Source organism: Pseudomonas sp. SLFW, assembly GCF_009905615.1.
GTDB classification, from domain to species: Bacteria; Pseudomonadota; Gammaproteobacteria; order Pseudomonadales; family Pseudomonadaceae; genus Aquipseudomonas; species Aquipseudomonas bambusae.
In genome coordinates this window covers 66,970-90,217 of record NZ_JAAAKW010000006.1, presented here as the reverse complement: position 1 = coordinate 90,217, position 23,248 = coordinate 66,970, and the positions used below count along the sequence as shown (strand labels likewise).

Genomic DNA, 23,248 nt, shown 5'->3' with positions numbered 1-23,248 from the left:
CTGCCAGGATGGTGGGAAGAAAGGGAAGTCAAAAGGGAAACAGTCTGGAAAACCTCGCTTCGGCGGGGTTTTCTTTTATCTGGCTTTTGTAAATGTCTGACCCCGCCTCAAGCGCCATCCGGCAAGACAGGCTTCGGATTCTCCATTTCTTCCAGCACGGACTTCAGCAGCTCCAGCGTGGCTTGTTGTCTTTGCGCGTCGCGATACACCAGCCCGATTTGCAGGGGTACTCGTGGTTCGCTTAGCGGCTTCCAGAGCAATTCCGCGTTGTCTTGAATATCCTGCGCCCGGCCCGGCAGCACCGTTGCCAACTTCATGTGCGTGAGGCTGTCGAGAATGCCCGCCATGTTATTCAGCTCAGCCTGCACATGCGGACGACGTCCGAGATTGCTCAATTGCGTCTGCCAGATCTGCCGCACCTGAAACTCTTCGCCCAGCAGCAACATCGGCAGCTCAGCCGCTTGGGTCATCGAGACTTTCTTGAATTCCCGCAGTGGATGATTGAAAGGGATGACGAGCTTCAGTTCATCTTCATACAGCAGCATGCCGTGCAACCCCGGTTGGCGGGGCGGCAGGTAGCTGATGCCGATGTCCAGCGAGCCGTTGAGCAAGCGGCGCTCGATCTCCATCGCACTCAACTCATAGATCTGCACCACCAGGTGCGGCTGCGCCTTGCGCACATGCTCCAGCATCTGCGGCACCAGGCTTGAGTGCACGGTTTGCATTACGCCAATCGCCAGAGTGCGTTGCGACTGACCTTTGAAGTTGCGCAGTGCATCCCGGGCGCGTTGCATGCCATCGAGTAGCGGGACAGCGTGGTTATAGAGCGTGTGTGCGGCAAGGGTCGGAAGCAGGCGTTTGCTGCTGCGTTCGAACAGGCTGACATCAAGGCTGTGTTCGAGCAGGCGAATCTGCTGTGAAAGCGCGGGTTGTGACAACGACAGACGCTCGGCAGCGCGTCCCACATGGCCTTCTTCATAAACCGCGACGAAATAACGCAGTTGGCGGAAATCCATAAGTCATGCTTATCGAAATGGCTGGAAAATCGAAATGGTCGTTAAAGCGCTCGCGGCATAGTCTACGCCCAACTCATGAGGGTTGCAGGGGCATACGGTGCAATGAGCAGTGTCGTAACAGGCAGCATTTGCATAGGCAAAGCGGAAAACCGGATTCATGGCATTGAACAGGGGCAGCGCCTATGAACCTGTTCAACCGTCAGCGCCAGGCCAGTGCCGAGGGTATCGACGGTGCTGAATCGCTGGCATTGCTGTCACCGCTGGAGCGCCTGCGTCAACGCACGAAGAGCGACGAGGTGGGTTTGTTCTCCGCCGAGCAGGACGCCTATGCGGCGGCCCTCACGCTGGCGCGTCGCTGGGGGGAGCTGTACCGACGGGGCGAGTGCGGCATCGTGGTCGCCAGCGGCGGACGGTTTGATCGGCTGATCGAATCGATGGCCCCAGACGTCAGTCGCGTCCCTTTCAACGATCTGTCTGCGATGGAAGCGGCCGTGGATTCACGAACAGTTGCGATCATCCTGGAGCCGATTCAGGGTTCATCCGTCGTGACGCCTGCTTCGCACGCTTACCTGCAAGGCGTGGAAAAGCTCTGTCGTGCGCTGAATATCCTGCTGATTCTCAACGAGGCGCGTGGCCCGATTGGGCAGCACGGCGGTGTGTTGTGCGAAGACAGCTACGGTGTGCGCGCCGACATCGTCGTGCTGGGCGACCACTCGAATCGGTGTCCGCGCAGTCCAGCGTTACTGGTTCGTGGCCAGGCCTGCGCCGGTCGGATCGACCAATTGCCGGGCTTCGTGCCAGAGCCGGTGTCGAGCCTTTCGGCGCGACGCCCGCCCGTCATAACCCCCCCACTGACGACCGTGTTCGACGGCCTGATGGCCTGAGCCTAAAACTACCGTCTGGCGTTCCGTACGCTTCGCCCTGCACCAGAAGCACTGGGTGCGGGGCGTTTTTTTGCAGCGGGTAGTGGCTCGATGATATGGGCCGTGGAACCCCTGACTCAACGCAGAGTCGATTAGCTGTGTGGCCTTGTCAGGCCATCTTCTTAATCTGGAGCATCACCCATGGACATCATTCGCATCATCATCGCCATCCTGCTGCCACCCCTGGGCGTGTTCCTGCAAGTCGGCTTTGCCGGCGCTTTCTGGCTCAACATTTTGCTGACGCTGCTGGGCTACTTCCCCGGCATCATTCACGCCGTTTACATCATCGCCAGCCGGAAGTAAGCCCTGCACAGGTATTGCGGTGTAAGCCGTAATACCTGTGGGAGCCGCCTTGCTAGCGAAAGCGGTGTCTCAGTCGCCCTAGGCGTCACAGACAGATCGCCTTCGCCAGCACGCCGGCTCCCACAAAAAGTCAGCGTCGCCCGCCTGAAAGCGAGCGCATCACCCTTCCATCACCTTCCGATAAAACGCCCATTCGGTTTCCAGCGCGTGGGCTTGGTTGCTGGCTTTGCGGAAGCCGTGGCGCTCGTCCGGGTAGAAATGCCCTTCAGCGGGGATGCCTTTTTCCAACAGGGCGTTGAGCATGTCGCGTGTCTGGGCGGGAACAACCACGGCATCGAGTTCGCCTTGGAAGAAGATCACCGGCACCTTAATCTGGTCAGCATGTAACAACGGCGTCCGTTCTTTGTAACGGACCATGTCGATGTCCGGATCGCCGATCAGCCAGTCCAGATAATCCGCTTCAAACTTATGCGTCGCCTCGGCGAGCGCGAGGGGATCGCTGACGCCGTAAAGACTCGCGCCTGCGCGGAACACGTTCTTGAACGCCAGAGCACAGAGGGTCGTGTAGCCGCCCGCGCTGCCTCCGCGAATGAACGCGTTATTCGGATCTATCAACCCCTGATTGCCCAGGTATTCGACCACCGCGCAAGCATCCTCCACATCGACTACGCCCCATTCCAGAAACAGCGCCTGCCGATACGCGCGGCCATAGCCGGTGCTACCTCTGTAGTTAAGGTCGGCGACCGCGAAGCCGCGCTGCGTCCAGTATTGAATGCGCGGGTCGAGCACCGGGTAGCAGGCTGACGTAGGCCCGCCGTGGATGAACACCACCACCGGCGGCTTCGTTTCGCCGTTCATGGCCGGGTAGAAGTAGCCGTGTGCTTCCTCGCCACCACTCGGATAGCGCAAGGTTTGCGGACGGCTGATGCGCTCGATTGGAAGCGGCGCGACTCCGCCCGCCAGTACCTGAACGCGCTGGTCGGCGCGACTGATCGCCAGCACCGCAGAAGGGCTGATGGCCGACGCAGCGATGCAATAGAGGTACTGATCGTCCATCGCCAAGCTGCGAAAACGGCTGTAGTCGCTGCCGAATAGGCTCACCGTATTGTCAGCCGAACGGATGCCCAACACGCCCATGCCGTCTTCCGACCATGTGGCGAGGTACGCGCCGTCATTTAACGGCAGCCAGCTTGAACCTCCCAATTGCCAAGGTGCAGGCGCATGGTCGGCTTTCGCCGCTGGCAGAGGCTCAAACCCTTCCAGAGTCTCGACCCACGGTTGCCAGAACCCGGCGCGATCTGTCAGGCAATACAGGCGGCCTTGAGCATCGAAGCGCGGTTGTTGCAGGGCTTCAAGCCCCAATCCGCCCGCCAGACAATGGGCCCGACCCCATGTGGCATCCGCTTGGCGCTCAACGCTCAGGAGCCGGGTCGAGGTCCACGGCTGATGCGGGCGCCACCATTCAATCCACGCCAGCCGGGTGCCATCCGGGCTCAGCGTCGGTGATGCGTAGAAATCGGCACCTTCGGCCAGGACTTCGCGCCGGCCATCGATCAGGTCAATCGCTACCAACCGGTGAACGTCTTTTTCCTCCTCGACCGCCAGAATTTGCCCACGAGCGATTCGGACATCGCCGTAGTGCTTGTCACCTTGGGTCAGGGGTAGAGGGGTGCTGGAGTCGAAAGGTTGAACGTAGATCTGCTGATCTGCCTCGTTGACGAACGCCACTGCGTCGTCGGTGAGGCAGAACGATCCGCCGCCATATTCGTAGACCCGACTGCGAACGCTGAAGCCGTCCGGGGTCAGACAGGTGGTGGCGCCTTCGCTCCAGCGCCAGATGCGCGAAGCCGCGTCCTGCGGGCGAAATTCATTCCAGAAAAGGCCGGCGGGACTGACGCTCAGTTCGGCGAAATCGATGCCTGCCGCCACAGCCTGGGCGGCAGAGAACAGGTCAGGATTTTGCGATGAGGCGTGAGTTTCGTTCATTGCGGAAAGCCAGTTGCTCAATGGTCTGGCTAGCATACTCGGCTTCATCGCGCGCTTGGGTGATCAGGCTGTGTTGCGGCGATTTGCTGCATACCGGGTCGGCGTTGCTGGCGTCACCCGTGAGCATGAAGGCCTGACAGCGACATCCGCCAAAGTCCTTCTCTTTCTCATCACACGACCTACACGGCTCGGGCATCCATTCGTACCCGCGAAAGCGATTAAAGCCGAAGGACTCGTACCAAATGTGCTGCATCGTGTGATCGCGCACGTTGGGAAACTGGATCGGCATCTGCCGCGCGCCGTGGCAGGGCAGGGCGGTGCCGTCTGGCGTGACGGTCAGGAACAGATTCCCCCAGCCATTCATGCAGGCTTTCGGACGTTCTTCGTAGTAATCCGGGGTCACGAAGATCAGCTTGACCGGATGATGCTCGGCGGCGAGTTGCACGCGGTATTCGTTGGTGATGCGTTCGGCACGCACCAGTTGATCCTTGGTCGGCAGCAGGCCCACGCGGTTTAGTTGTGCCCAGCCGTAGAACTGGCAGGTGGCCAACTCGACGAAGTCGGCTTCCAGTGCCACACACAGCTCGATGATCTTGTCGATTTTGTCGATGTTGTGCCGGTGGGTGACGAAATTCAGCACCATCGGATAACCGTGCTTTTTCACCGCACGGGCCATCTCCAGCTTCTGCGCGAAGGCTTTTTTCGACCCCGCGACCATGTTGTTCACTTGCTCGTCACTGGCCTGGAAACTGATCTGAATGTGATCCAGACCGGCCTCTTTGAAGTCGATGATTTTCTGTTCGGTCAGGCCGATGCCAGAGGTAATCAGGTTGGTGTAGAAACCTAGTCGACGGGCCTCGGCGATCAGGTCAGCGAGGTCTTGGCGCACCAACGGCTCGCCACCGGAAAACCCGATCTGCGCCGCGCCCATCTGCCGCGCTTCGGCCATCACCTTGAACCACTGCTCAGTCGTCAGTTCCTGCCCCTGCTTGGCAAAATCCAGCGGGTTGGAGCAATACGGGCATTGCAGCGGGCAACGGTAAGTCAGCTCGGCGAGCAGCCACAGCGGCAGCCCGACCGGAGGCGTAGGCGGAATGTGCACCTTGGATTCAGCTGTCGTGGGCTCAGCCAAGTTCGATCCAGTGTTCGGCACGGGCGACCTCCATGAATTGCTCGACGTCAGTGCCAAGCTCAGGAACACCAGGGAATTTTTCGTCGAGCAACGCAATGATTGCACCGACGCTACGCTGACCGTCGATCAAACCGCCGATCTCGCTGGCGCTCTCGTTCAACTTGATCATCCCTTCCGGGTACAGCAGCACGTGGCCGTTCTGCGCAGGCTCGAACTGGAAGCGATAACCCCGACGCCAGCTTGGCACCTGTTCACGATTGAAGCTCATAGCGCGATTCCTCTATGCCAGACGCGTTGGTCGGTGACGCTGTGGTAGGGCGGGCGGTTCAGCTCGTAGGCCATGGTCATGGCGTCGAGCATGCTCCACAAAATGTCGAGTTTGAACTGCAGGATTTCCAGCATGCGCTGCTGGCCTTCCCAGGTCGTGTAGTGCTGAAGCGTGATTGCCAGACCATGCTCGACGTCGCGACGGGCCTGTCCCAGACGGGTGCGGAAATATTCATAGCCTGCGGGATCGATCCAGGGGTAATGCTGCGGCCAACTGTCGAGGCGCGATTGGTGAATCTGCGGCGCGAACAATTCGGTTAGCGAGCTGCTGGCGGCTTCCTGCCAGTTGGCGCGGCGGGCGAAATTCACATAGGCGTCGACGGCGAATCGTACGCCCGGGAGCACCAATTCTTGCGAACGCAGTTGGTCAGGGTCCAACCCCACGGCTTGACCCAAGCGCAGCCAGGCCTCGATGCCGCCGTCTTCGCCGGGGGCGCCGTCGTGATCGAGAAGGCGCTGAATCCATTCGCGACGAATCTCGCGGTCCGGGCAGTTGGCCAGAATCGCGGCGTCTTTCAGGGGGATGTTCACCTGGTAATAGAAGCGGTTGGCGACCCAGCCCTGAATCTGCTCACGGGAGGCGCGGCCTTCGTACATCGCGATGTGGAACGGGTGATAGATGTGGTAATACGCGCCCTTGGCGCGAAGGGCCTGTTCGAATGCGGCGGGGGACAGTGGCGTTTGCTCACTCATGTCGTCAGTCATCCTCAAGAATAGTGGCAGATCCCACAGGTTGAGCTGCGTTTTCCTACAACTCGATGCTCATGCCATCGAACGCGACTTCAACCTCGCGGCGGGCCAGTTCGGCGCGCTCGGGGGAGTCTTCGTCGAGGATCGGGTTGGTGTTGTTGATGTGAATAAGCACCTTGCGCTGCCGTGGCAGTTTTTCCAGCACTTCCAGCATGCCGCCGGGGCCGTTCTGCGCCAGGTGGCCCATCTCTGTGCCGGTGCGCGTGCCCACGCCGCGACGCTTCATCTCGTCGTCGTCCCACATCGTGCCGTCTACCAACAGACAGTCGGCGCCGCTCATTTTCTCCATGAGGGCGTCGTCCACTTTGCCCAGGCCCGGTGCGTAGAACAGTTTGCCGCCGGTTCGCGTGTCCTCGACCATCAGCCCGATGTTGTCGCCCGGGTGTGGGTCGAATCGGTGAGGCGAGTAGGGCGGAGCTGCGCTGCGCAGAGGAAACGGCGTAAAGCGCAGGTTCGGGCAGGCTGGAATCACAAAGCTGCCTTCCAGTTCGATGCGGTTCCAGACCAGTCCACCGTTCCAGTGTTTGAGCATATTGAACAGCGGAAAGCCCGTGCTCAGGTCTTCATGAACCATGTCCGTGCACCAGACCTGATGCGGGCAGCCTTCGCGCAGGCTCAGCAAGCCCGTAGTGTGATCGATCTGGCTGTCCATCAGGATGATCGCGCTGATGCCGGTGTCGCGCAGGCCGCGATTAGGTTGCATCGGCGCGAAGCCTTGCAGCTGTGCGCGGATGTCCGGAGACGCATTGCACAAGACCCAGTTCACGCCGTCATCTGACAAAGCGATGGACGACTGGGTGCGAGCCTGTGCCCGCAAGCTGCCGTCGCGAAAGCCTGCGCAATTGGCGCAGTTGCAGTTCCACTGAGGAAAACCGCCGCCCGCCGCCGAGCCGAGAATCTGGATGTGCATGTGTGCTCCCTACCAAATGAGGCCGCTTGGCCCGAGACGTGCGCGAACGCAGCGTCTGAAAATCTTGAATCCTGTAACAAAAAAGCCCCGGCGAACCGAGGCTTTTCATCGCGCAACAATCAGCGGCTTGCGAAGTACATGGTGACTTCAAAGCCGATACGCAGGTCGGTGTAAGCAGGTTTAGTCCACGACATAAGGAACTCCTTCCGGGTGAGTGCAGCGGTGGGTGGGTACATCTTTAGTACACCTGCAAGAGGAGACGTTCAAATGCTTAGGCAGCTATGTTACTAAAAATATCAGCTCTCCAATGATGAAAGTTTGGATAAAGCTTTTTGCATTTCAGGCAATGATCGTACGGCGGAGAGTCGCTATCCGCACGGGTTGGCGCGATTTGACAACTTGAATACCGGGGTTTGAGACAGCGCTATCCGGTTTGCGATGTCTATCAGGTCCTCTCGATGAAGATGTGCAAATGAATGTTGCAGACGAGCGGCATAGTCGGTGCCATGTCCGGCCATATGAGCCTGCCACAGCATCTCGGCTGATTGTTGAGGGTCCATGCCGGTTGGATCGAGTTGAGCTTGAAGGGCAGTCAGTTGTGCTGGCAGGTCAGCGTGTTCGATCCGCGCGGGCACGTCTTTCATGAATGCTTCGATGTGCTCGACCAACTCACCCACGTTGGCGCTGGGGGATTGCACGCCGAACAGCATCCCGCCTCGCCCGGCAATCTGTCGGAAACCGCTGAATACCGCGTAGCCCAATTGCAACTCGACACGCAGACGCTGGTAGAACGGCCCCTGCACCAGATGAGAGAGAAGTCGCCAGCTCGCCTCGTCTTCGATACTGTTCGTGGGCGTCGGATAGAACATCAGCACAGCATCTTCGGACGATTCCGACGGCTCGATTTGCCAGCGTTGATCGGGCATCTGCGCGGCACCAAGCGTTGGCAGGTTTTCCGGAGTGCCTCGGATGCGCGTCAGAGCGTGAGCCAACGCAGCTTGGTCACTTGGCTGAAATCCCAGGGCCAGCCCTTTCCAGCGTGCCAGGGACCAGACGCCTTGCAGGTCACTTGATTCGCTGGCGCTTGGGCTGTTCAAGAAATGATCAGGCAAGGTCTTGAGCAACTGGCGAATCGGGATGGGCGTTGGCTCATGGGCTAACACCCCGAAACGGGCGAGGGTTTCGTCAGGCGGTTCGCCAAGGTGTGTCAGCGCTTGCTCCAGGACGGCAGGGATAGGGTCGGCGAAACCGCCCAGTTTGAGTTGCCAGTGAGCGCCGTACGCATCAAAAGCCAGGATGACGCCCGCTTGTTTCGCGTCGGCAATAAGAGGCTTGAGGCTTTCGGCGAGCATGCGATGCCACTTGGGCTCCGGTGACGGCAGCGTCCAGCTCAGGTAAATCGTAGCCTCGCCGGTTGCCGGGAGGGCATTGCTGATGGTCAATGCGGGTGGCAAAAACGCAGCGGTTTGAAACGGCTCGCGAGGTCGCAGGAACGGGTTCGGGCTGGGCAGGTGCCAGAGGATGTCAGTGATAGCGGTGGGCGTGATCGGATGCAGCAGGGCACTTGGCGTGAGTTGATCGAGCAGCGCGTCAATGGTCTTGGCTTGCAGGCCCGATGGAGCGTGATCAGCGCTGTAATGCCGTGCAAGTGCGAGTGCGTTGCTGACGTCCAGGTGGCGCTGTTGCAGGTGCCCGAACTCGTCGAGCAGTGCGTGGTAATTCGCTTTGAAAAATGCCAGCCAATTGAAGATCAGGCCATAGATTTGCGTGGCGTGTACCGACGTTTTCGCGAGCAAGCTCACTCCCACAGGGGACTGCGTACGGTCTGTAGGAGTGAGCTTGCTCGCGATGGGGTTTGTTAGAGCAATCTCGATCTCGAGTAAAACCTGCCCCGCGAACTCATACACGGCCTGAGCCTTCAGTGACTCGATCAGCCCCCGTTCCCGCAGCACCGCCATCAGCCCACCTGGCTGCGCAGTGTTCATCCACGTGCACAAAAAGGCCGTCGCCTGTTCGTGCCCTTGCGGCAGGCTTTCGCACGCAAACATCAGATGCATCCGACGCGGGTCATCTTCGCTCTGGGACTCACGGGGTTGTTGGTGCATCAGTGCAGGCGGTTTCTGCTGTTCGATCCTACGGCCAGTAGTGAAAGAGGCGCCAAACGCCATGACCATCGCCTGCAACTCGTCCACCGTCTGCGGCCCGGCAAGGCTCAATGTCATCTGGCCTGCCTGATAAAACCTGCGGTAGAAATCCTGCAACGCGCGCTGAAAGATCGGACGCGGGACGGGCAGGCTGAAACGATTGCCCGCGTGAAACCCACGCAACGGGTGTAGAGGCGACAGAGGTTGAAGCCGTTTCAGTTGATCGCGGGACGCTTCATCCCGCGACCATGCAATGAATTCTGCGTGCAACACTTCACGCTCACGCATCTGATCGGCCAGGCTCATGCGCGGATGAGCGAGCATGTCGCACAGCCGTTCCAGCCCACCTGCGAAGGCGGCGGGCCCAAGCTCAAAGAAAAAGTCAGTGGTGCGCTCGCGGGTGCTGGCGTTGACCTGTCCACAGTGGCGCTGAACGTAGGCCATCAGATTCTGGTCTGCGGGAAACCGCTCGGTGCCGAGGAAGAAAAGGTGCTCAAGGAAGTGCGCCAGCCCCGGCCATTGCGCCGGCACATCATGACTGCCCGCCGCCACCCGCAATGCCGCTGCACAACGTTTCAGACGCGGCGCGGAACACAGCACCACGCGCAAGCCGTTGGGCAAGGTCAGGAAACGATGGGTGGTTGGGTCGGGCACCGGCATGAAGATTTCCGCGATAGCGTAGGAACGTGATTCGTCATGCTAGCGGATTGGGAAGGCTATAGCCTGAACGGCGCGCATTTGTTGACGGCACGCTCCTGAACTGTGGGAGCGAATTTATTCGCGATTGGCCGGTGTGGCCGGTACATCTCGGCCGCCTGATCCATATTCGCGAATGAATTCGCTCCCACAGTTGAGTCCGGGTCTGGCTCAAGTTTCGTGGCGCAAGAACATCTGCAGGAGCGAATAGGTCAGAGAAAAGCGGGCGTGCTTCAGTCTCTCGCCAACCCCGAATAAAACCCAGGCCGTCGATCCTTGAAGTAGGTATTGATCGCTTGGGACTCGCTCATCACCTGCCGATCCAGGTCCGCAATCACCAACGCCTCGTCCAGACCCGCCAGTCCGACCTGTTTGCCGTCCGGCGCGCAGATGCTGCTCAGTCCGCAGTACTGAATCTCGTCCTCGCTGCCGCAGTAATTCGCGTACACCAGATAGCACTGGTTTTCGAATGCCCTGGCTCGCACCGTCACTTCGCAGACGAAGTCGTAAGGCGCCATGTTGGCGGTCGGCACCAAAATCAGATCAGCCCCCGATAGCGCGAGACGCCGGGTGTTCTCGGGAAACTCCACGTCATAGCAGATGAGGAATCCCAGCTTCCATCCGTTGAATTCCACCACCGGGAAATGCTCATCTCCTGCGCTGAACATCGACTTATCCAGCTCGCCATAGAGATGCGTCTTACGGTAATTGCAGAGACGTGCACCTTTTGCGTCGATCAACTGCACAGCGTTGTAGACCTGATCCTCGGCACCCAACTCAGGATAGCCATACAGAATTGCCACGCCGGTGGCCTGAGCGATGGCCGCAATGGCTTGCGCTGCCGGGCCATCGCTACGTTGCGCGAGCGCGCGCGCTGCCTGAGCGCCGATGTTGTAACCACTGAGAAACATCTCCGGGCACACCAACAACGCAGCACCTTGGGCGGCCGCTTCAATCGCTTGAGTGTTGAGACGTTGCAGATTGCCGCTGATGTCCAGCGGCAGCGGCGGGCATTGATACAAAGCAACGCGCATGGCGGCCTCCTTATTCCGGCAGCACAACCGGGCCGATTTCGTGGAACACATCGCCGGGGCCAGGATTCTCGGCGTGAGTCTTGCCGCCGAAGTGGGTCATGATGCCCCACACGGCGTTCAGCGAGGTCTGTACTGCGCCCTCAACCCAGGCCGGGGTCCATGACACGTCATCGCCGGCGATGAAAATGCCACGTTGTTCGTCAGGCATGTCCTTCTGCATGAAATGCGCGTACATCCGCTGGTTGTAGCGGTAGTGACCCGGCAGCGCACCCTTGAAGGCGCCGAGGAAGTGCGGGTCAGCTTCCCACGATACGGTGATCGGATCTCCGATGATGCGCGCGGCAATATCCACCTTCGGGTAGATCTTTTTCAACGCGCCGAGGGCCAGGCTCACGCGTTTTTCCACAGGGTGCGGCAGCATTTTCAGCGCGTCGCTCATCCACGAGTACGACAGACAAATCACCCCCGGTTTTTCGGTGCCGTTGGAGTAGGTGCCGTTGTCGAACAGATAAGTGCCACGGGTCAGGCGGTCGGTGAGGGTCATGCTCATCAGGTCGCGACCGGTTTCCGGGTCTTTGTCCTTCCAGAACGGACGATCAACCATGACAAAGGTTTTGGACGACTGCATGTAGCGCGTGCGGTCCAGCGCCATCCACATCTTTTGCGAGAACAGCGTTTCTTCGCATTCGATCTGGGTGGTCAGCAGCCAACTTTGGCAGGTCGCCAGCACCGCGTCGTAATGGCGGGTGTCGCCCCAGTTATCGGTGACTGCGAACTTGCCGTCCGCGGCGCGGGCGATGCGTTTGACGCCAGTGCGTGGCGCGCCGTGGTGCAGGGTCGAAAGGCTGGTGCCTTCGGGCCAGTGGGCGCATCGCTCCGGGGCATGACGCCAGATGCCAAGCGGCACTTGCTCGACGCCGCCGACGATCAGGTGCTGGTGATCGTCGCAGTTGGTCATGACCACGCGAAAGATTTCCAACATGGAGTTCGGGAAATCGGAGTCCCAGCCGCCGGTGCCGAAACCCACTTGGCCGAACACTTCGCGGTGGTAGAACGACAGCTTGGCAAATGCCTTGGAGGTGGCCACGAAATCGTAGAACGTGCGGTCATCCCACAGCGGCACGAGCTTGTCCCACAGCTCTTTAAGCCGAGGCACGTCACGATCACGGATGGCCTGCTGAATGTCGGCGAACTGCGCGCCATCTTCCAGTGCGTCGGCCCAGGCGTCAGCCACTTCCTGAAACAGCGCAGGCAAGTCCGACAGCTTCTGTGCGTAATGAGTGGTGCCTTCCAGGTCGATGACCGTGCTGCCCGACGCGGCAGTCAGCGGGTTAGGGAAGGGCCTGGATTCAAGGCCGAGCTTGTCGACGTAGTGATAGAACGCCGTGGAAGACACCGGAAAACGCATGCCGCCCAGCTCGGCGATGATGCCCTCTGCGCCTTCGAACTGCTGCGAGCGCAAACGACCGCCCATTTTCGAGGCTTCATAAACAACCGGTTTGAGGCCCAGCTTCATCAGCTCATAAGCCGCAACCAGCCCGGCAATGCCAGCGCCGACAATTGCCACTTCCTTGCCCAGATTGTCGCTCGGAATGCTGCCCAGTCCGGCTGGATGCTCGATCCAGTCGTCGAAGGCAAAGGGGAAATCCGGACCAAAAATCGTGATCGGTTTTTTGCCGTCGGCGGGGTGGCGATTGTTCTTCATGGCTGACCTTAATCGGCTGTGGCGCGAAAGAGGAGAGTCTAGATAACAGTTGAGACGTTAATAAGACGCAGAGTGTCGTCGTTTTGTAGAGAATTTGCGCTATGTGACGAGATAGTTGGTCCTAATGACGAATCAGACCGGCTGTCCACGATCAATTTTGCTGCTGAGGATGATGGACGTTGTGGTCTTTTCGACGCCATCGATACTGCCGATCAGGTCGAGCAATTGGTCCAGTTGTTCGGGGGAGTCGGTGCGCAGCCAGGCCACGTAATCGAACTCGCCACTCACCGCGCACAATTGCTGCACTTGAGCCAACGCACTCAAGCGACGCAGCACCTCTTTGCCCGAACGTGGTTGAACGGTAATGCCGACATACGCCTGCAAGCCGCCGTCCACCACCCGCTGACTGAGGCGCACGCCGTAACCGGTGATGATCTTTGCCTTTTCCAGACGCGCGAGACGTGACGTGACGGTCGTGCGCGCGATGCCCAACTGACGGGCGAGGTTGGCGACCGGCTCGCGCGCGTTGATCTGCAGCGCGGCGATCAGTTGGCGGTCGACGTCATCGAGGGCAGGTGGGCGTAAATCGGACAAGGGGTTGATCTCCATCGGCAAGCGGGTGATGTTACCCGTTGCCGAGGATGGATGGCAGGCTGCTGCGCCTATAGCGGCCCGGCATGTGCGACGAATTTGCATCGTCTGTACCGGCCTATCGCGAATGAATTCGCTCCTACAGAGGTTCGGGAACACCGTGAGATATGCGCCTAACGCGGCCTAACTGTAGGAGCGAATTCATTCGCGATGACGATGGCATGGTCGACGAATCTGCATCGTCTGTACCGGCCTATCGCGAATAAATTCGCTCCCACAGAGGGCGTGTCTGCAGTCGTTAGTTTTTGTAATCCGGCGCAACGCGGTCCAGCATTCTCAGCAATGCGGCCCAGGCGAAATCAACGGAATCCGTATCGCTCAGCTCGCCTTCCGCCACCCCTTGGCCCGGCGCGTTGAACTGCCGCTCAGTACGCACACGCACGTCTTCAGGCGGCAATCGCAGCGTGCCGCCCGCCTGTGCCGCGATCTGAATCTCGCAGGCCTTCTCCAGGTAATACATCCGCAAAAACGCTTGCTTGACCGTGTTACCGACTGTCAACAAACCATGGTTGCGCAGGATCATCACCGAGTTGTCACCCAGATCGGCAACCAGACGCTGCTGCTCGCTGAAGTCCAAGGCGATGCCTTCGTAGTCGTGATAACCGACGCGACCATAAAACTCCATCGAGATCTGGTTCACCGGCAGCAAACCCGCTTCCTGCGCCGCCACCGCGCAACCGGCTTTGGTGTGCGTGTGCAGCACGCATTGGGCATCCTCACGGGCGCGGTGAATCGCGCTGTGAATAACGAAGCCCGCCGGGTTGACCGGGTAATGAGAGGCCTCGACTTTGTTGCCGTCGAGGTCGATCTTCACCAAATTCGACGCCGTGATCTCCTCGAACATCAGCCCGTACGGGTTGATCAGGAAATGATGCTCCGGCCCCGGTATGCGCAGGGACAGGTGGGTGTAAATCAGATCGGTCATCCTGTAATGAGCGATCAGGCGATAGCAGGCCGCCAATTCCTGCCTGAGTTGCCATTCCTGCGGGCTGTACGCGTGTGTCATTTTTCCTCCGATGCTGTCAGTCGCTGACCCGGTTAGCGTGCGAGCCAGGCGTTCAGACGTTCTTCAAGCTCTTCACCATGATCGACCCAGAACTCGATGTTCAACGGCACGGCCACGGCCATGTTTTGTGGCGAAGTCGGAATCCATGGCGCTTTGCTCGGGTCCAACTTGTCGCTCAAGGCCTTGTTGGTCACGCCGTAGGCAATGGATTGTGAGAATGCCTGCTGCGGCGCGCTGTCGTTGGCGTAGGTGATGAATTTATTCGCCGCGTCTTTGTGCTGTGAGCCTTTGACGATGGTCCAGTAATCCATGCTGTACAGCGAGCCTTTCCAGATCGGCGCCACTTTCAGGCCTTCGCTTGCCGCCACTGCGCCACGGCCGCTGAAAGTGGTGGTCATGACGATGTCGCCCGAGGCCAGCCATTGCATCGGCTGCGATCCGGCTTCCCACCATTGAATGTAGGGCTTGAGCTTGTCCAGCTTGGCGAATGCACGATCGACGCCAGCCGGAGTGGCCAGCACTTTGTAGACATCGGCAGGCGCGACGCCGTCCGCCAGCAGCGCGTATTCGAGGGTGTACATGGCGCCTTTGCGCAGGCCGCGCTTGCCGGGGTATTTTTCGGTGTCCCAGAAATCGGCCCAGCTCGACGGCACGGTTTTGACCTTGTCAGTGGCGTACACCAACGGCATGCCCCACACCAACGCTGCCGAGCCACACTCCTGCTGAGCACCTTCGATCAATTGTTGGCCGCCCGCGAGCTTTGGCCACTCCAGCTTCTCGAACAGCCCCTCTGCGCACCCGCGCTCAAGGTCTGGCGCTTCGACCTGAACCACGTCCCAGTCCGCATGCCCGGTTTCGGCCATCACTTTGATCTTGGCCATTTCCCCGTTGTATTCGGTCTGCACGACGCCCACACCGGCTTTCTTGGCGAAGGGTTCGAAAATGGTGGTGTTCTGGATTTTCTGCGCGGCGCCGCCGAAGCCGACGATGACCAGATTTTCCGCCGCGAATGCGGACAGGGGGGAAAGCATCAATACCGCACACGCAATTTTCAGGTTCTTACTGTTCATCGACATTTTCCTTTGGCCGTAAGGCTCTTTTTTTCGCAGACGAAGGCGCACACAGGCTGACCCTCTGCTGCACAGGGGTAAACGGACAGAAACAGGCAATGGTGTGAAAAACGGGAACGCTGGACTGCAACTTCGCGACGACTGCATGGACGGTCGCGTGGGGTGTTTCATTATTGTTGTTGACCCGCGAGATGGGAGGCGGGCGTGGCTAGAGACTAATCCACGCTTTCTGAAAAAAGAAGATGGGAATGATTATTTAGTGAAAAAAATAGCTAGATTTTCACAATGAGTAAAAAACAACGGCATGAGCCTCTCAGCGATTAGACTTTTTTCACCTTCAGCCGCTTAAACTGCGCCACGTTTCGCAGACTCAGCACACAGGCATCGGAGCAGCACGATGAGCGACGGAAAAATCAACGACAGCGCCAGGATGGCGGATTCAGTGGGTGATGACCTCACGGCTGGCGAGAGCTTTCTGGGTGAGCGCATTCGTGGCCTGCGCAAGCGACAAGGGCTGACCCTCGCCGAGCTGGCGAAACGGAGTCAGCTGTCAGTGGGCTACATCAGTCAACTGGAGCGCGACCTGTCTCGCCCGTCGGTGGACACCTTGCTGAAAATCGGCCGCTGTCTGGGCGTGAACATTCAGTGGTTTTTCTCTACCAGATCCGAGGCCAGCGAAGCCGATGCCGGGTATGTGGTGCGCAAAGAGAGTCGACAAAACATCCATTACGACGACGGCATCTACGACCAGCTCCTCACGCCAAGCCCCAGTGGTCAGATCGAGATGGTCCATTCGCGATTTCCGCCGGGCGCATACAACCGCACCAGCTACACCCATGAAGGCGAGGAAGTCGGCTATGTGCTGAGCGGCACGTTCGAATTGTGGGTCGGGGAGCGGCACTTCGAGCTTGGCGAAGGCGACAGCTTCCGGTTCTCCAGCAACGAGCCTCATCGCTACGGCAACCCCGGCGAAACCGATGCTGTCGTGCTCTGGGTGATCACACCCCCAACGTACTGATCTTTCCGGCCGCTCTTTGTTGAAATGCTCAAATCGATCATTTGGCTGATCGATTTGCGCAATTCGCGTCGTTGGAATAAGCTCGCTTGAGCAAATCGATCACCAAAATGATCATTTCGCTCAAATTCAGATGCTCCAATCGCACGCACTATAAAAACAAAGAGTACCCGCCATGGCCCAGATTCCTATCAAGCGCAGTATCGAACGAGTACCCGGTGGCATGATGATCGTGCCGCTGCTGATCGGCTCCCTCGTCGCGACCTTTCTCCCTGACATGCCTAAATTCTTCGGTTCGTTCACCAATGCGTTGTTCACCGGTTCGCTGCCGATTCTGGCGGTGTTCTACGTGTGCATGGGCGCCAGCATCGACATCAAAGCCACGCCTTACTTGCTGAAGAAAGGCGGGGTGCTGTTCGGCACCAAAGTCGGCACCGCGATTGTGATCGGTGTGATCATGGGTCACTTCCTGGGCGAACAGCCGATTACGTCGGGCATTTTTGCCGGGCTTTCGACCCTCGCGGTCGTGGCCGCGATGAACGACACCAACGGCGGCCTTTATATGGCGTTGATGGGGCAATACGGGCGCTCCGAAGATGTAGGCGCGTATTCAGTGATGTCGCTGGAGTCCGGCCCGTTCCTGACCATGGTGACGCTGGGTGTTGCAGGTCTGGCGGCGTTTCCTTGGCCAACGCTGGTCGGTGCGATTCTTCCGTTGCTGCTCGGCATGCTCTTGGGCAATCTCGACCGCGAGATGCGTGACTTCCTGGCCAAGGCCGTGCCGGTGATGATTCCGTTCTTCGCCTTGGCGTTGGGCGCGAGCCTGGACCTGCACAAGGTCTGGCAAGCTGGGCTGCTGGGCATCGGCCTCGGCCTGGCGGTCGTGGTGCTGACCGGCATTCCGTTGTATTTCGCTGACCGCGTGTCGGGTGGTACAGGCGTGGCCGGGGTTGCCGCCGCGAACACGGCGGGCAACGCTGCGGCGGTGCCTGCCCTGGTGGCAGCTGCAAACCCGGTTTACACCGAGGCCGCTAACTCCGCGACGTTGCTGGTCGCCGCGTGCGTCGTGGTCACCGCCGTGCTGTCGCCGATTCTTACGGCCTCTGTCGCCAAACGCTACAAAGAGCGTCACGCTGCAAAAACAGCGGACGTGAACGCGGAACGGGAGGTCGCTCGATGACATTGCTGATCATTGCCGATGACCTGTCGGGTGCTGCGGATTGCGCGATCGCCTTCGCCGGTGCCGGATTGAGCACGGTGGTGACCCTTGATGAATCCCACGACACGGGCGACGCGAGCGTGGTTGCCATCGACACCGACACCCGTCGCTTGTCGATAGCCCAAGCGGGCGAACGCACGTTGACGGCATGGCAGACCCTGCGCAAACCCGGTCAACGTCTGTACAAGAAAATCGACTCGACCCTGCGTGGCAACTGGGCGGCGGAAGTGGCGGCACTACAACCGCAGGCCGGGCTGGCCATCATCGCCCCAGCGTTTCCTGCCACCGGTCGGACAACATTGCGCGGCCAGGTGCTGGTCAACGGTCAGCCGCTTGAAACCACCGACACCTGGAAGCTCGAACACGCCGATCGCTCGGCGGACATTACATCGATGCTGAGCGATGCCGGTCTGAGTGTCGCCAAGCTCTCCTTGGACATACTGCGCGGTGATGCAGCTGCGCTGGCGCAACACATCGCCGAAATGGCCCGCAGCGATACCAACGCGCTGATTGTTGATGCCCAAACCACGGAAGACCTGCACACCCTCGCCGTGGTAACCGCTCAGATGAGTGAGCCACTGTTTTGGGTGGGTTCTGGAGGACTGGCCCGCGAGCTGGCGGGGCTGCCGGATCTGTTATCGGCGCCGTCCCGGACATCCATGGCGCCGGGTGAAAAATACGCGCCGACGCTGGTGCTGGTCGGCAGCTTGTCGAGCGTTTCGGAGCGGCAATGCGCCTTGTTGAAAGAGCGCACAGGTATTGGCGAACTTGTGGTGCCGCCTGCGATTCTGCGGCAAGGCGCGTCGCACCCCGATTGGGCGGGCTGGGAACTGCGTATTCGTGCATATCTGCGCGGCGGCGACGATTTGTTGCTGCGTATTGGCCGCGACGACGCGTTCAACCCCGCTGAAGGCGCTCAACTCTCGACCCAGCTGGCCGCCATGGTCCGTCCGCATTTCGCCCATGTCGGCGGTCTGGTGGCGACGGGTGGCGAAACGGCCCGCGCCATGCTCGGCGCCGTGGGCATCGGCAGCCTGCAATTGCTGTGTGAAATCGAAGCGGGTGTCGCGTTTGGCCATCCCATTTCAACCCGCGAAGGCCACCGCCCCGGTGTGGTCACCAAAGCCGGCGCGTTCGGCACCGACCACGCGCTGTACGCGGCCTGGCTGCACATGAATAACGCTGTAGAACCTGCGCGATACAGCGCAGAACCTGTCCCGATTCCTGCTTCACAAGGTAAAACATCATGAGTAACTATTTGCCCATCATTGGCATCACCATGGGCGACGCGACTGGCGTTGGCCCGGAAATCATCGTCAAAAGCCTCGTTCACGACGTTGTGTACCAGCAATGCCGCCCGCTGGTGATCGGCGATGCGGGGCGTCTGGAATTGGCCAACGAGATCGTCAAAGGCAGCGTGAAGGTGCGTCGCATCAAAGAAGCGGCCGAAGCGCAATACCAGCCGGGAACCATTGACTGCATCGACCTCAACCTGATCCCGACTGGCCTGCCGTTCGGCCAGCTGTCGCCGATTGCCGGTGACGCTGCGTTTCAGTACATCGCCCGCGCCGTTCAACTGGCCGAGGCCGGGCAGATCGACGCGATCTGCACCGCGCCGCTTAATAAAGAAGCGTTGCACGCTGGCGGCCACAAATACCCGGGCCACACCGAGATGCTCGCGCACCTGACCAACGTCGACGAAGTGTCGATGATGCTCGTTGCGCCGCACCTGCGCGTCATTCACGTCACCACTCACATCGGCATCATCGACGCGATTCGCAAGATCGAGCCGGGTCTGGTTCAGCGCACGATCGAACGCGGCAACGCGACGTTGATCAAGGCCGGCATCGCCAAGCCACGCATCGGCGTGTGCGGCATCAACCCTCACGCGGGCGAGAACGGCCTGTTCGGTTACGGCGAGGAAGAAGAGAAGATCATCCCGGCTGTGAAGCTGCTGCAAGAGCAAGGTCTGGACGTCACTGGCCCGTTGCCTGCTGACACGCTGTTCTTCCGCGCCGGTCGTGGCGATTTCGATCTGGTGGTGGCGATGTATCACGACCAAGGCCATGGCCCGGTGAAAGTGCTGGGGCTGGAAGCGGGCGTCAACGTGACGGTGGGTCTGGAAGTGATTCGCACGTCCGTGGATCACGGCACCGCATTCGACATCGCCGGTAAGGGCATCGCCGACGAGCGCAGCTTGCTGGAAGCGCTGCGTCAGGGTGCCGAACTGGCCACGCGTCGAGGATGAGGTGTGACGGCGCGGTCGTGTAAGATCACGGCCTTTCCGCAACGAGGCCGCCCATGAAAGCCACCGACCGTCATCGCGCCATTCTCGAATTGGTCCGCGCTCGCGACACCAATGTCGAGCAGTTGAGCGCGGCTTTGGGGGTGTCGGAAGCGACCGTGCGCCGCGACCTGACCATGCTCGCCAAGCAGCGGCATTTGGTTCGCACCCACGGCGGTGCGACCGCGCTGATTGGCGTCCATGAACCGGAAGCCTCCCTCGACGAGCGCAAGTCTGCGCAGCGCGATCAGAAAGACGCCATTGCCAAGGCAGCGGCGATGCATGTCCAGGATGGCGACACCGTGCTGCTCGATGGCGGCACCACGTGCGCGGCGTTGGCGTTGCACCTGTGCTCGCGGCAAAACGTGCACGTCGTCACCAATAACTTGTTGGCCGTGATGACCCTCGCCAATGCGTCGGGCATTCGTTTGACGTTGATCGGGGGCGATCTGCGCGGTTCAAGCATGAGCACGCTTGGTCCACTCGCCGAGCTGACACTCAGCCGTTTGAGCGTCGACAAAGCGTTCATGGGGGCGGATGGCGTGGTCGCTGAATTCGGTCTGTGTGAAGCCAGCGATCAGCAGGCCTATCTCAAGGAATGCATCATCAAACGCGCCGCGCAGGTTTTCGTTCTTGCTGACGCCGACAAACTTGGCCGCGCGCGCCAGCAACACTGGACGCCCATCGAACGGGAGTGGACGCTGATCACTGCGGTCGAGGCGGATGAGTCGTTGCTGGCGCCGTTCAGAGCGGTGCAACAGATCACGGTGGAAACCGCAGGCAATTGAGCGCGTGATGCCTCTGAGGGAGCTGTCTTGCTTAAGGTTGTGTAGCTCTTTCAACTCCTATTTGTAGGACTTTTCCCCGTTGTCACCGCGTTGTCATTCTGCTGTCACCCCCGGCGTGTCTAAATTCGGTCCCTGACCCTTGAATCCACGCCGGGAGCTCTGTCATGACTCTGGATCTATCCGAAACCGCCCGCTACATCCAAGCCGACATCCTCGACAGCTTCGACGAAGAGCTGGAGATGGAATACGACGACGCGCGCCTGGATGGCCTGCTCTCCGATTTGGGCGAGGAAGTGCCGAAAGGCATCGATCGACGCGTGTATTTCCGCGAACTACTGCGTCTGCAAGGCGAGTTGGTGAAGCTTCAGGATTGGGTTGTCAGCCAGAAGCTCAAAGTCGTTGTCTTGTTCGAAGGCCGCGACGCAGCGGGCAAGGGCGGCGCTATCAAACGCATCACCCAGCGCCTCAACCCACGGGTCTGCCGAGTGGCAGCGTTGACCGCACCGAGCGAACGCGAGCGCACGCAGTGGTATTTCCAGCGCTACGTTTCGCACCTGCCAGCCGCAGGTGAAATGGTCCTGTTCGACCGCAGTTGGTACAACCGCGCAGGCGTCGAGCGTGTCATGGGGTTCTGCAACAACAACGAGTACGAGGAGTTTTTCCGCACCGTTCCCGAGTTCGAAAAAATGCTCGTGCGCTCGGGCATCATCCTCATCAAATACTGGTTCTCGATCACCGACGACGAGCAATATCGCCGCTTCCTCATGCGCATCCACGACCCGCTGAAACAGTGGAAGCTGTCGCCGATGGACCTGGAATCCCGCCGTCGCTGGGAAGACTACACCCGCGCCAAGGAAGAAATGCTGACGCGCTCGCACACCGACGTCGCACCCTGGTGGATCGTCGAGGCAGATGACAAGAAGCGCGCGCGTCTGAACTGCATCCATCACTTGCTGGAGCAAATCCCGCGTGGCGAAGTGGAGTCGCCGCAGATCTTGCTGCCGGAGCGCGAATACAACGCCAACTACCTGCGTGCGCCGGTGCCGCGTGACATGGTTGTCCCGTCGGTTTATTGAGTGCCGTTGTAGCCCCATGACTTGCCGGTGGTAGCGATCTGGAAATCGCTGCCGCCGACACGTTTGACGGAAGCAGTGCGTGATGTGTCGCGGCTCAAATCTTCCACTTCTTCGCCGTTTTCGCCAGCCGTTGCTGCAGGCCCTCAATGTTCAGCGCGAGCTGTCGATTCATCAACTGATAACCCAACACGTCTGCCGACACCGCAGGCGCCTCCGGTCCGACCGCCAACGATTCGCTTGGCCGCGCCAGACGCTCAGTAGCACCGCTTTGCAACGCCCTCGCCATGCCGATCAACATACGCCGAATCCGACGCTGCTCAGCGCTCATTCCCACATTCCCCAGGTCCGCCGGCCTGAGGTTGGAAAGGATCTCCAGCGTGCTCAGGCACATCCGGAAATGCCCCTGAATGGCGTCCAGTTCGACCAGCGAAATCTTCACTTCCTTCGACACCGATGGCATCAGCGAGCGTAACTGCAACATCGTCGCGTTGAGTCTGGCCATCAGCTTCAAATGCTCGTCCGCCGCAATCGACTGGCCACTGCTGATACGCTCATACACCTTCGCGCAATCCCGCAAACCGCTGGCCAGGTTGTACCGCCACGAATACACCGCATAGAGCGGCAACGCGAAAGAGAACGCCAGCGCCAAAACGATCCCGATCAGAATATCCACCGTCCGCCACAGCCCGTCTGTAATCGGGTTATCGCCATGCCCTGCGACGATAAACAGCGTGATTGCCGACAACAGCGCCGTGTACCCGCCTTTGCCAATCGCGTGATACGCGAAAAAACCACAGATCAGCGACATGACCACGTACGTCAGCAACGGCATGCCCAGGTAATTCTCCTGCGCCACCACCGCCAATCCCAACGCCGCACCAATCAGCGTCCCGTACGCCCGCTCCACCGACTTCTTGCCGATATTGCCGTGATGCTGCAAACCGCCGATCACAATCAACATCGTCACCGACGCCCACTCGCCGTGGGGCAGATGGATGCCGGTGGTGAGCAGAATGGAGACCAAAAGGCCGACGACAATGCGACCCGCATGGATATAGCGCGCGTGGCGGTAGCGGCGGTAAGGGTCCAGAAGTGGACGGAGGAGGCGGCGGAGGAACAGGGGGAGGGAAGGCAAGTTCATGGGCTAACTGACCGTTGAGAAAAGCGGTAATTCCGCGTTTTCGTAAACTACCTGAAAGCTGAGGGAAGCGGC

22 protein-coding genes are annotated in these 23,248 nt (G+C 59.8%); 8 read left to right on the top strand and 14 right to left on the bottom strand.

Annotation, left to right across the window (positions count from 1 at the left end):
* Positions 1–107: 107 nt before the first annotated feature.
* Positions 108–1,016: a LysR family transcriptional regulator gene (locus tag GVN17_RS12775; RefSeq protein WP_166595636.1), complete on the bottom strand. Its 909-nt coding sequence runs from the start codon at positions 1,014–1,016 to the stop codon at positions 108–110.
* Positions 1,017–1,198: 182 nt separating this feature from the next.
* Here GVN17_RS12775 and GVN17_RS12770 point away from each other — a divergent pair, with 182 nt between their 5' ends.
* Entirely contained in the window at positions 1,199–1,900 is a 702-nt protein-coding gene (locus GVN17_RS12770) for an aminotransferase class III-fold pyridoxal phosphate-dependent enzyme (protein ID WP_166595635.1), read from the top strand.
* A 180-nt stretch (positions 1,901–2,080) separates the two neighbouring features.
* Positions 2,081–2,242 carry a YqaE/Pmp3 family membrane protein gene (locus tag GVN17_RS12765; RefSeq protein ID WP_081564967.1) on the top strand — a complete coding sequence of 54 codons (162 nt, stop codon included), beginning with the start codon at positions 2,081–2,083 and terminating at the stop codon, positions 2,240–2,242.
* A 159-nt stretch (positions 2,243–2,401) separates the two neighbouring features.
* Here GVN17_RS12765 and GVN17_RS12760 read toward each other — a convergent pair whose 3' ends face one another.
* From GVN17_RS12760 to GVN17_RS12705, 12 genes are all read right to left on the bottom strand, one after another.
* On the bottom strand, positions 2,402–4,228 hold the full coding sequence (locus GVN17_RS12760) for a S9 family peptidase (protein ID WP_166595634.1): 1,827 nt from the start codon (positions 4,226–4,228) through the stop codon (positions 2,402–2,404).
* The gene (pqqE, locus tag GVN17_RS12755) at positions 4,194–5,381 is read right to left on the bottom strand and encodes a pyrroloquinoline quinone biosynthesis protein PqqE (RefSeq protein WP_166595633.1); all 1,188 of its coding nucleotides are present in this window, start codon (positions 5,379–5,381) and stop codon (positions 4,194–4,196) included. Before pqqE ends, GVN17_RS12760 begins: the two co-directional genes overlap by 35 nt.
* A complete protein-coding gene (gene pqqD / locus GVN17_RS12750; protein ID WP_166595632.1) occupies positions 5,353–5,628 on the bottom strand; it encodes a pyrroloquinoline quinone biosynthesis peptide chaperone PqqD in 276 nt (91 codons plus the stop codon). The genes pqqE and pqqD overlap by 29 nt, the downstream gene beginning before the upstream one ends.
* Entirely contained in the window at positions 5,625–6,380 is a 756-nt protein-coding gene (gene pqqC / locus GVN17_RS12745) for a pyrroloquinoline-quinone synthase PqqC (protein WP_166595631.1), read from the bottom strand. The genes pqqD and pqqC overlap by 4 nt, the downstream gene beginning before the upstream one ends.
* A 55-nt stretch (positions 6,381–6,435) precedes the next feature.
* A complete protein-coding gene (pqqB, locus tag GVN17_RS12740; protein ID WP_166595630.1) occupies positions 6,436–7,347 on the bottom strand; it encodes a pyrroloquinoline quinone biosynthesis protein PqqB in 912 nt (303 codons plus the stop codon).
* A 119-nt stretch (positions 7,348–7,466) separates the two neighbouring features.
* A complete protein-coding gene (gene pqqA / locus GVN17_RS12735) occupies positions 7,467–7,541 on the bottom strand; it encodes a pyrroloquinoline quinone precursor peptide PqqA (RefSeq protein WP_003422658.1) in 75 nt (24 codons plus the stop codon).
* 174 nt (positions 7,542–7,715) lie between these two features.
* On the bottom strand, positions 7,716–10,151 hold the full coding sequence (pqqF, locus tag GVN17_RS12730) for a pyrroloquinoline quinone biosynthesis protein PqqF (protein WP_166595629.1): 2,436 nt from the start codon (positions 10,149–10,151) through the stop codon (positions 7,716–7,718).
* A gap of 269 nt (positions 10,152–10,420) precedes the next feature.
* Positions 10,421–11,221, bottom strand: coding sequence for a carbon-nitrogen hydrolase family protein (locus GVN17_RS12725; protein ID WP_166595628.1), 801 nt, complete (start codon positions 11,219–11,221; stop codon positions 10,421–10,423).
* Between the two features lie 10 nt (positions 11,222–11,231).
* Positions 11,232–12,926 (bottom strand): NAD(P)/FAD-dependent oxidoreductase, encoded by a 1,695-nt coding sequence (locus tag GVN17_RS12720; RefSeq protein WP_166595627.1) that lies wholly within the window; start codon positions 12,924–12,926, stop codon positions 11,232–11,234.
* A 132-nt stretch (positions 12,927–13,058) separates the two neighbouring features.
* Positions 13,059–13,520 (bottom strand): Lrp/AsnC family transcriptional regulator, encoded by a 462-nt coding sequence (locus tag GVN17_RS12715; protein WP_166595626.1) that lies wholly within the window; start codon positions 13,518–13,520, stop codon positions 13,059–13,061.
* A gap of 295 nt (positions 13,521–13,815) precedes the next feature.
* Positions 13,816–14,583, bottom strand: coding sequence for a class II aldolase/adducin family protein (locus GVN17_RS12710; RefSeq protein ID WP_166595625.1), 768 nt, complete (start codon positions 14,581–14,583; stop codon positions 13,816–13,818).
* A 32-nt stretch (positions 14,584–14,615) separates the two neighbouring features.
* Complete coding sequence (locus GVN17_RS12705) at positions 14,616–15,653, bottom strand: ABC transporter substrate-binding protein (RefSeq protein ID WP_256665207.1); 1,038 nt, start codon at positions 15,651–15,653, stop codon at positions 14,616–14,618.
* A 430-nt stretch (positions 15,654–16,083) separates the two neighbouring features.
* Here GVN17_RS12705 and GVN17_RS12700 point away from each other — a divergent pair, with 430 nt between their 5' ends.
* The 6 genes from GVN17_RS12700 to ppk2 all read left to right on the top strand — a co-directional run bounded on the left by GVN17_RS12700 (position 16,084) and on the right by ppk2 (position 22,035).
* On the top strand, positions 16,084–16,671 hold the full coding sequence (locus GVN17_RS12700; protein ID WP_166595886.1) for a helix-turn-helix domain-containing protein: 588 nt from the start codon (positions 16,084–16,086) through the stop codon (positions 16,669–16,671).
* 172 nt (positions 16,672–16,843) lie between these two features.
* The gene (locus GVN17_RS12695) at positions 16,844–17,848 is read left to right on the top strand and encodes a 2-keto-3-deoxygluconate permease (RefSeq protein ID WP_166595623.1); all 1,005 of its coding nucleotides are present in this window, start codon (positions 16,844–16,846) and stop codon (positions 17,846–17,848) included.
* Positions 17,845–19,137, top strand: coding sequence for a four-carbon acid sugar kinase family protein (locus tag GVN17_RS12690; protein WP_166595622.1), 1,293 nt, complete (start codon positions 17,845–17,847; stop codon positions 19,135–19,137). The genes GVN17_RS12695 and GVN17_RS12690 overlap by 4 nt, the downstream gene beginning before the upstream one ends.
* Positions 19,134–20,135, top strand: a complete 1,002-nt coding sequence (gene pdxA, locus GVN17_RS12685) for a 4-hydroxythreonine-4-phosphate dehydrogenase PdxA (RefSeq protein WP_166595621.1) — start codon at positions 19,134–19,136, stop codon at positions 20,133–20,135. Before GVN17_RS12690 ends, pdxA begins: the two co-directional genes overlap by 4 nt.
* 53 nt (positions 20,136–20,188) lie before the next feature.
* Entirely contained in the window at positions 20,189–20,959 is a 771-nt protein-coding gene (locus tag GVN17_RS12680) for a DeoR/GlpR family DNA-binding transcription regulator (protein WP_166595620.1), read from the top strand.
* A 164-nt stretch (positions 20,960–21,123) separates the two neighbouring features.
* Positions 21,124–22,035 carry a polyphosphate kinase 2 gene (gene ppk2, locus GVN17_RS12675; RefSeq protein ID WP_166595619.1) on the top strand — a complete coding sequence of 304 codons (912 nt, stop codon included), beginning with the start codon at positions 21,124–21,126 and terminating at the stop codon, positions 22,033–22,035.
* Positions 22,036–22,129: 94 nt separating this feature from the next.
* On the opposite strand, the gene GVN17_RS12670 is transcribed toward ppk2, so the two are convergent.
* Entirely contained in the window at positions 22,130–23,176 is a 1,047-nt protein-coding gene (locus GVN17_RS12670; RefSeq protein WP_166595618.1) for an FUSC family protein, read from the bottom strand.
* Positions 23,177–23,248: the final 72 nt, after the last annotated feature.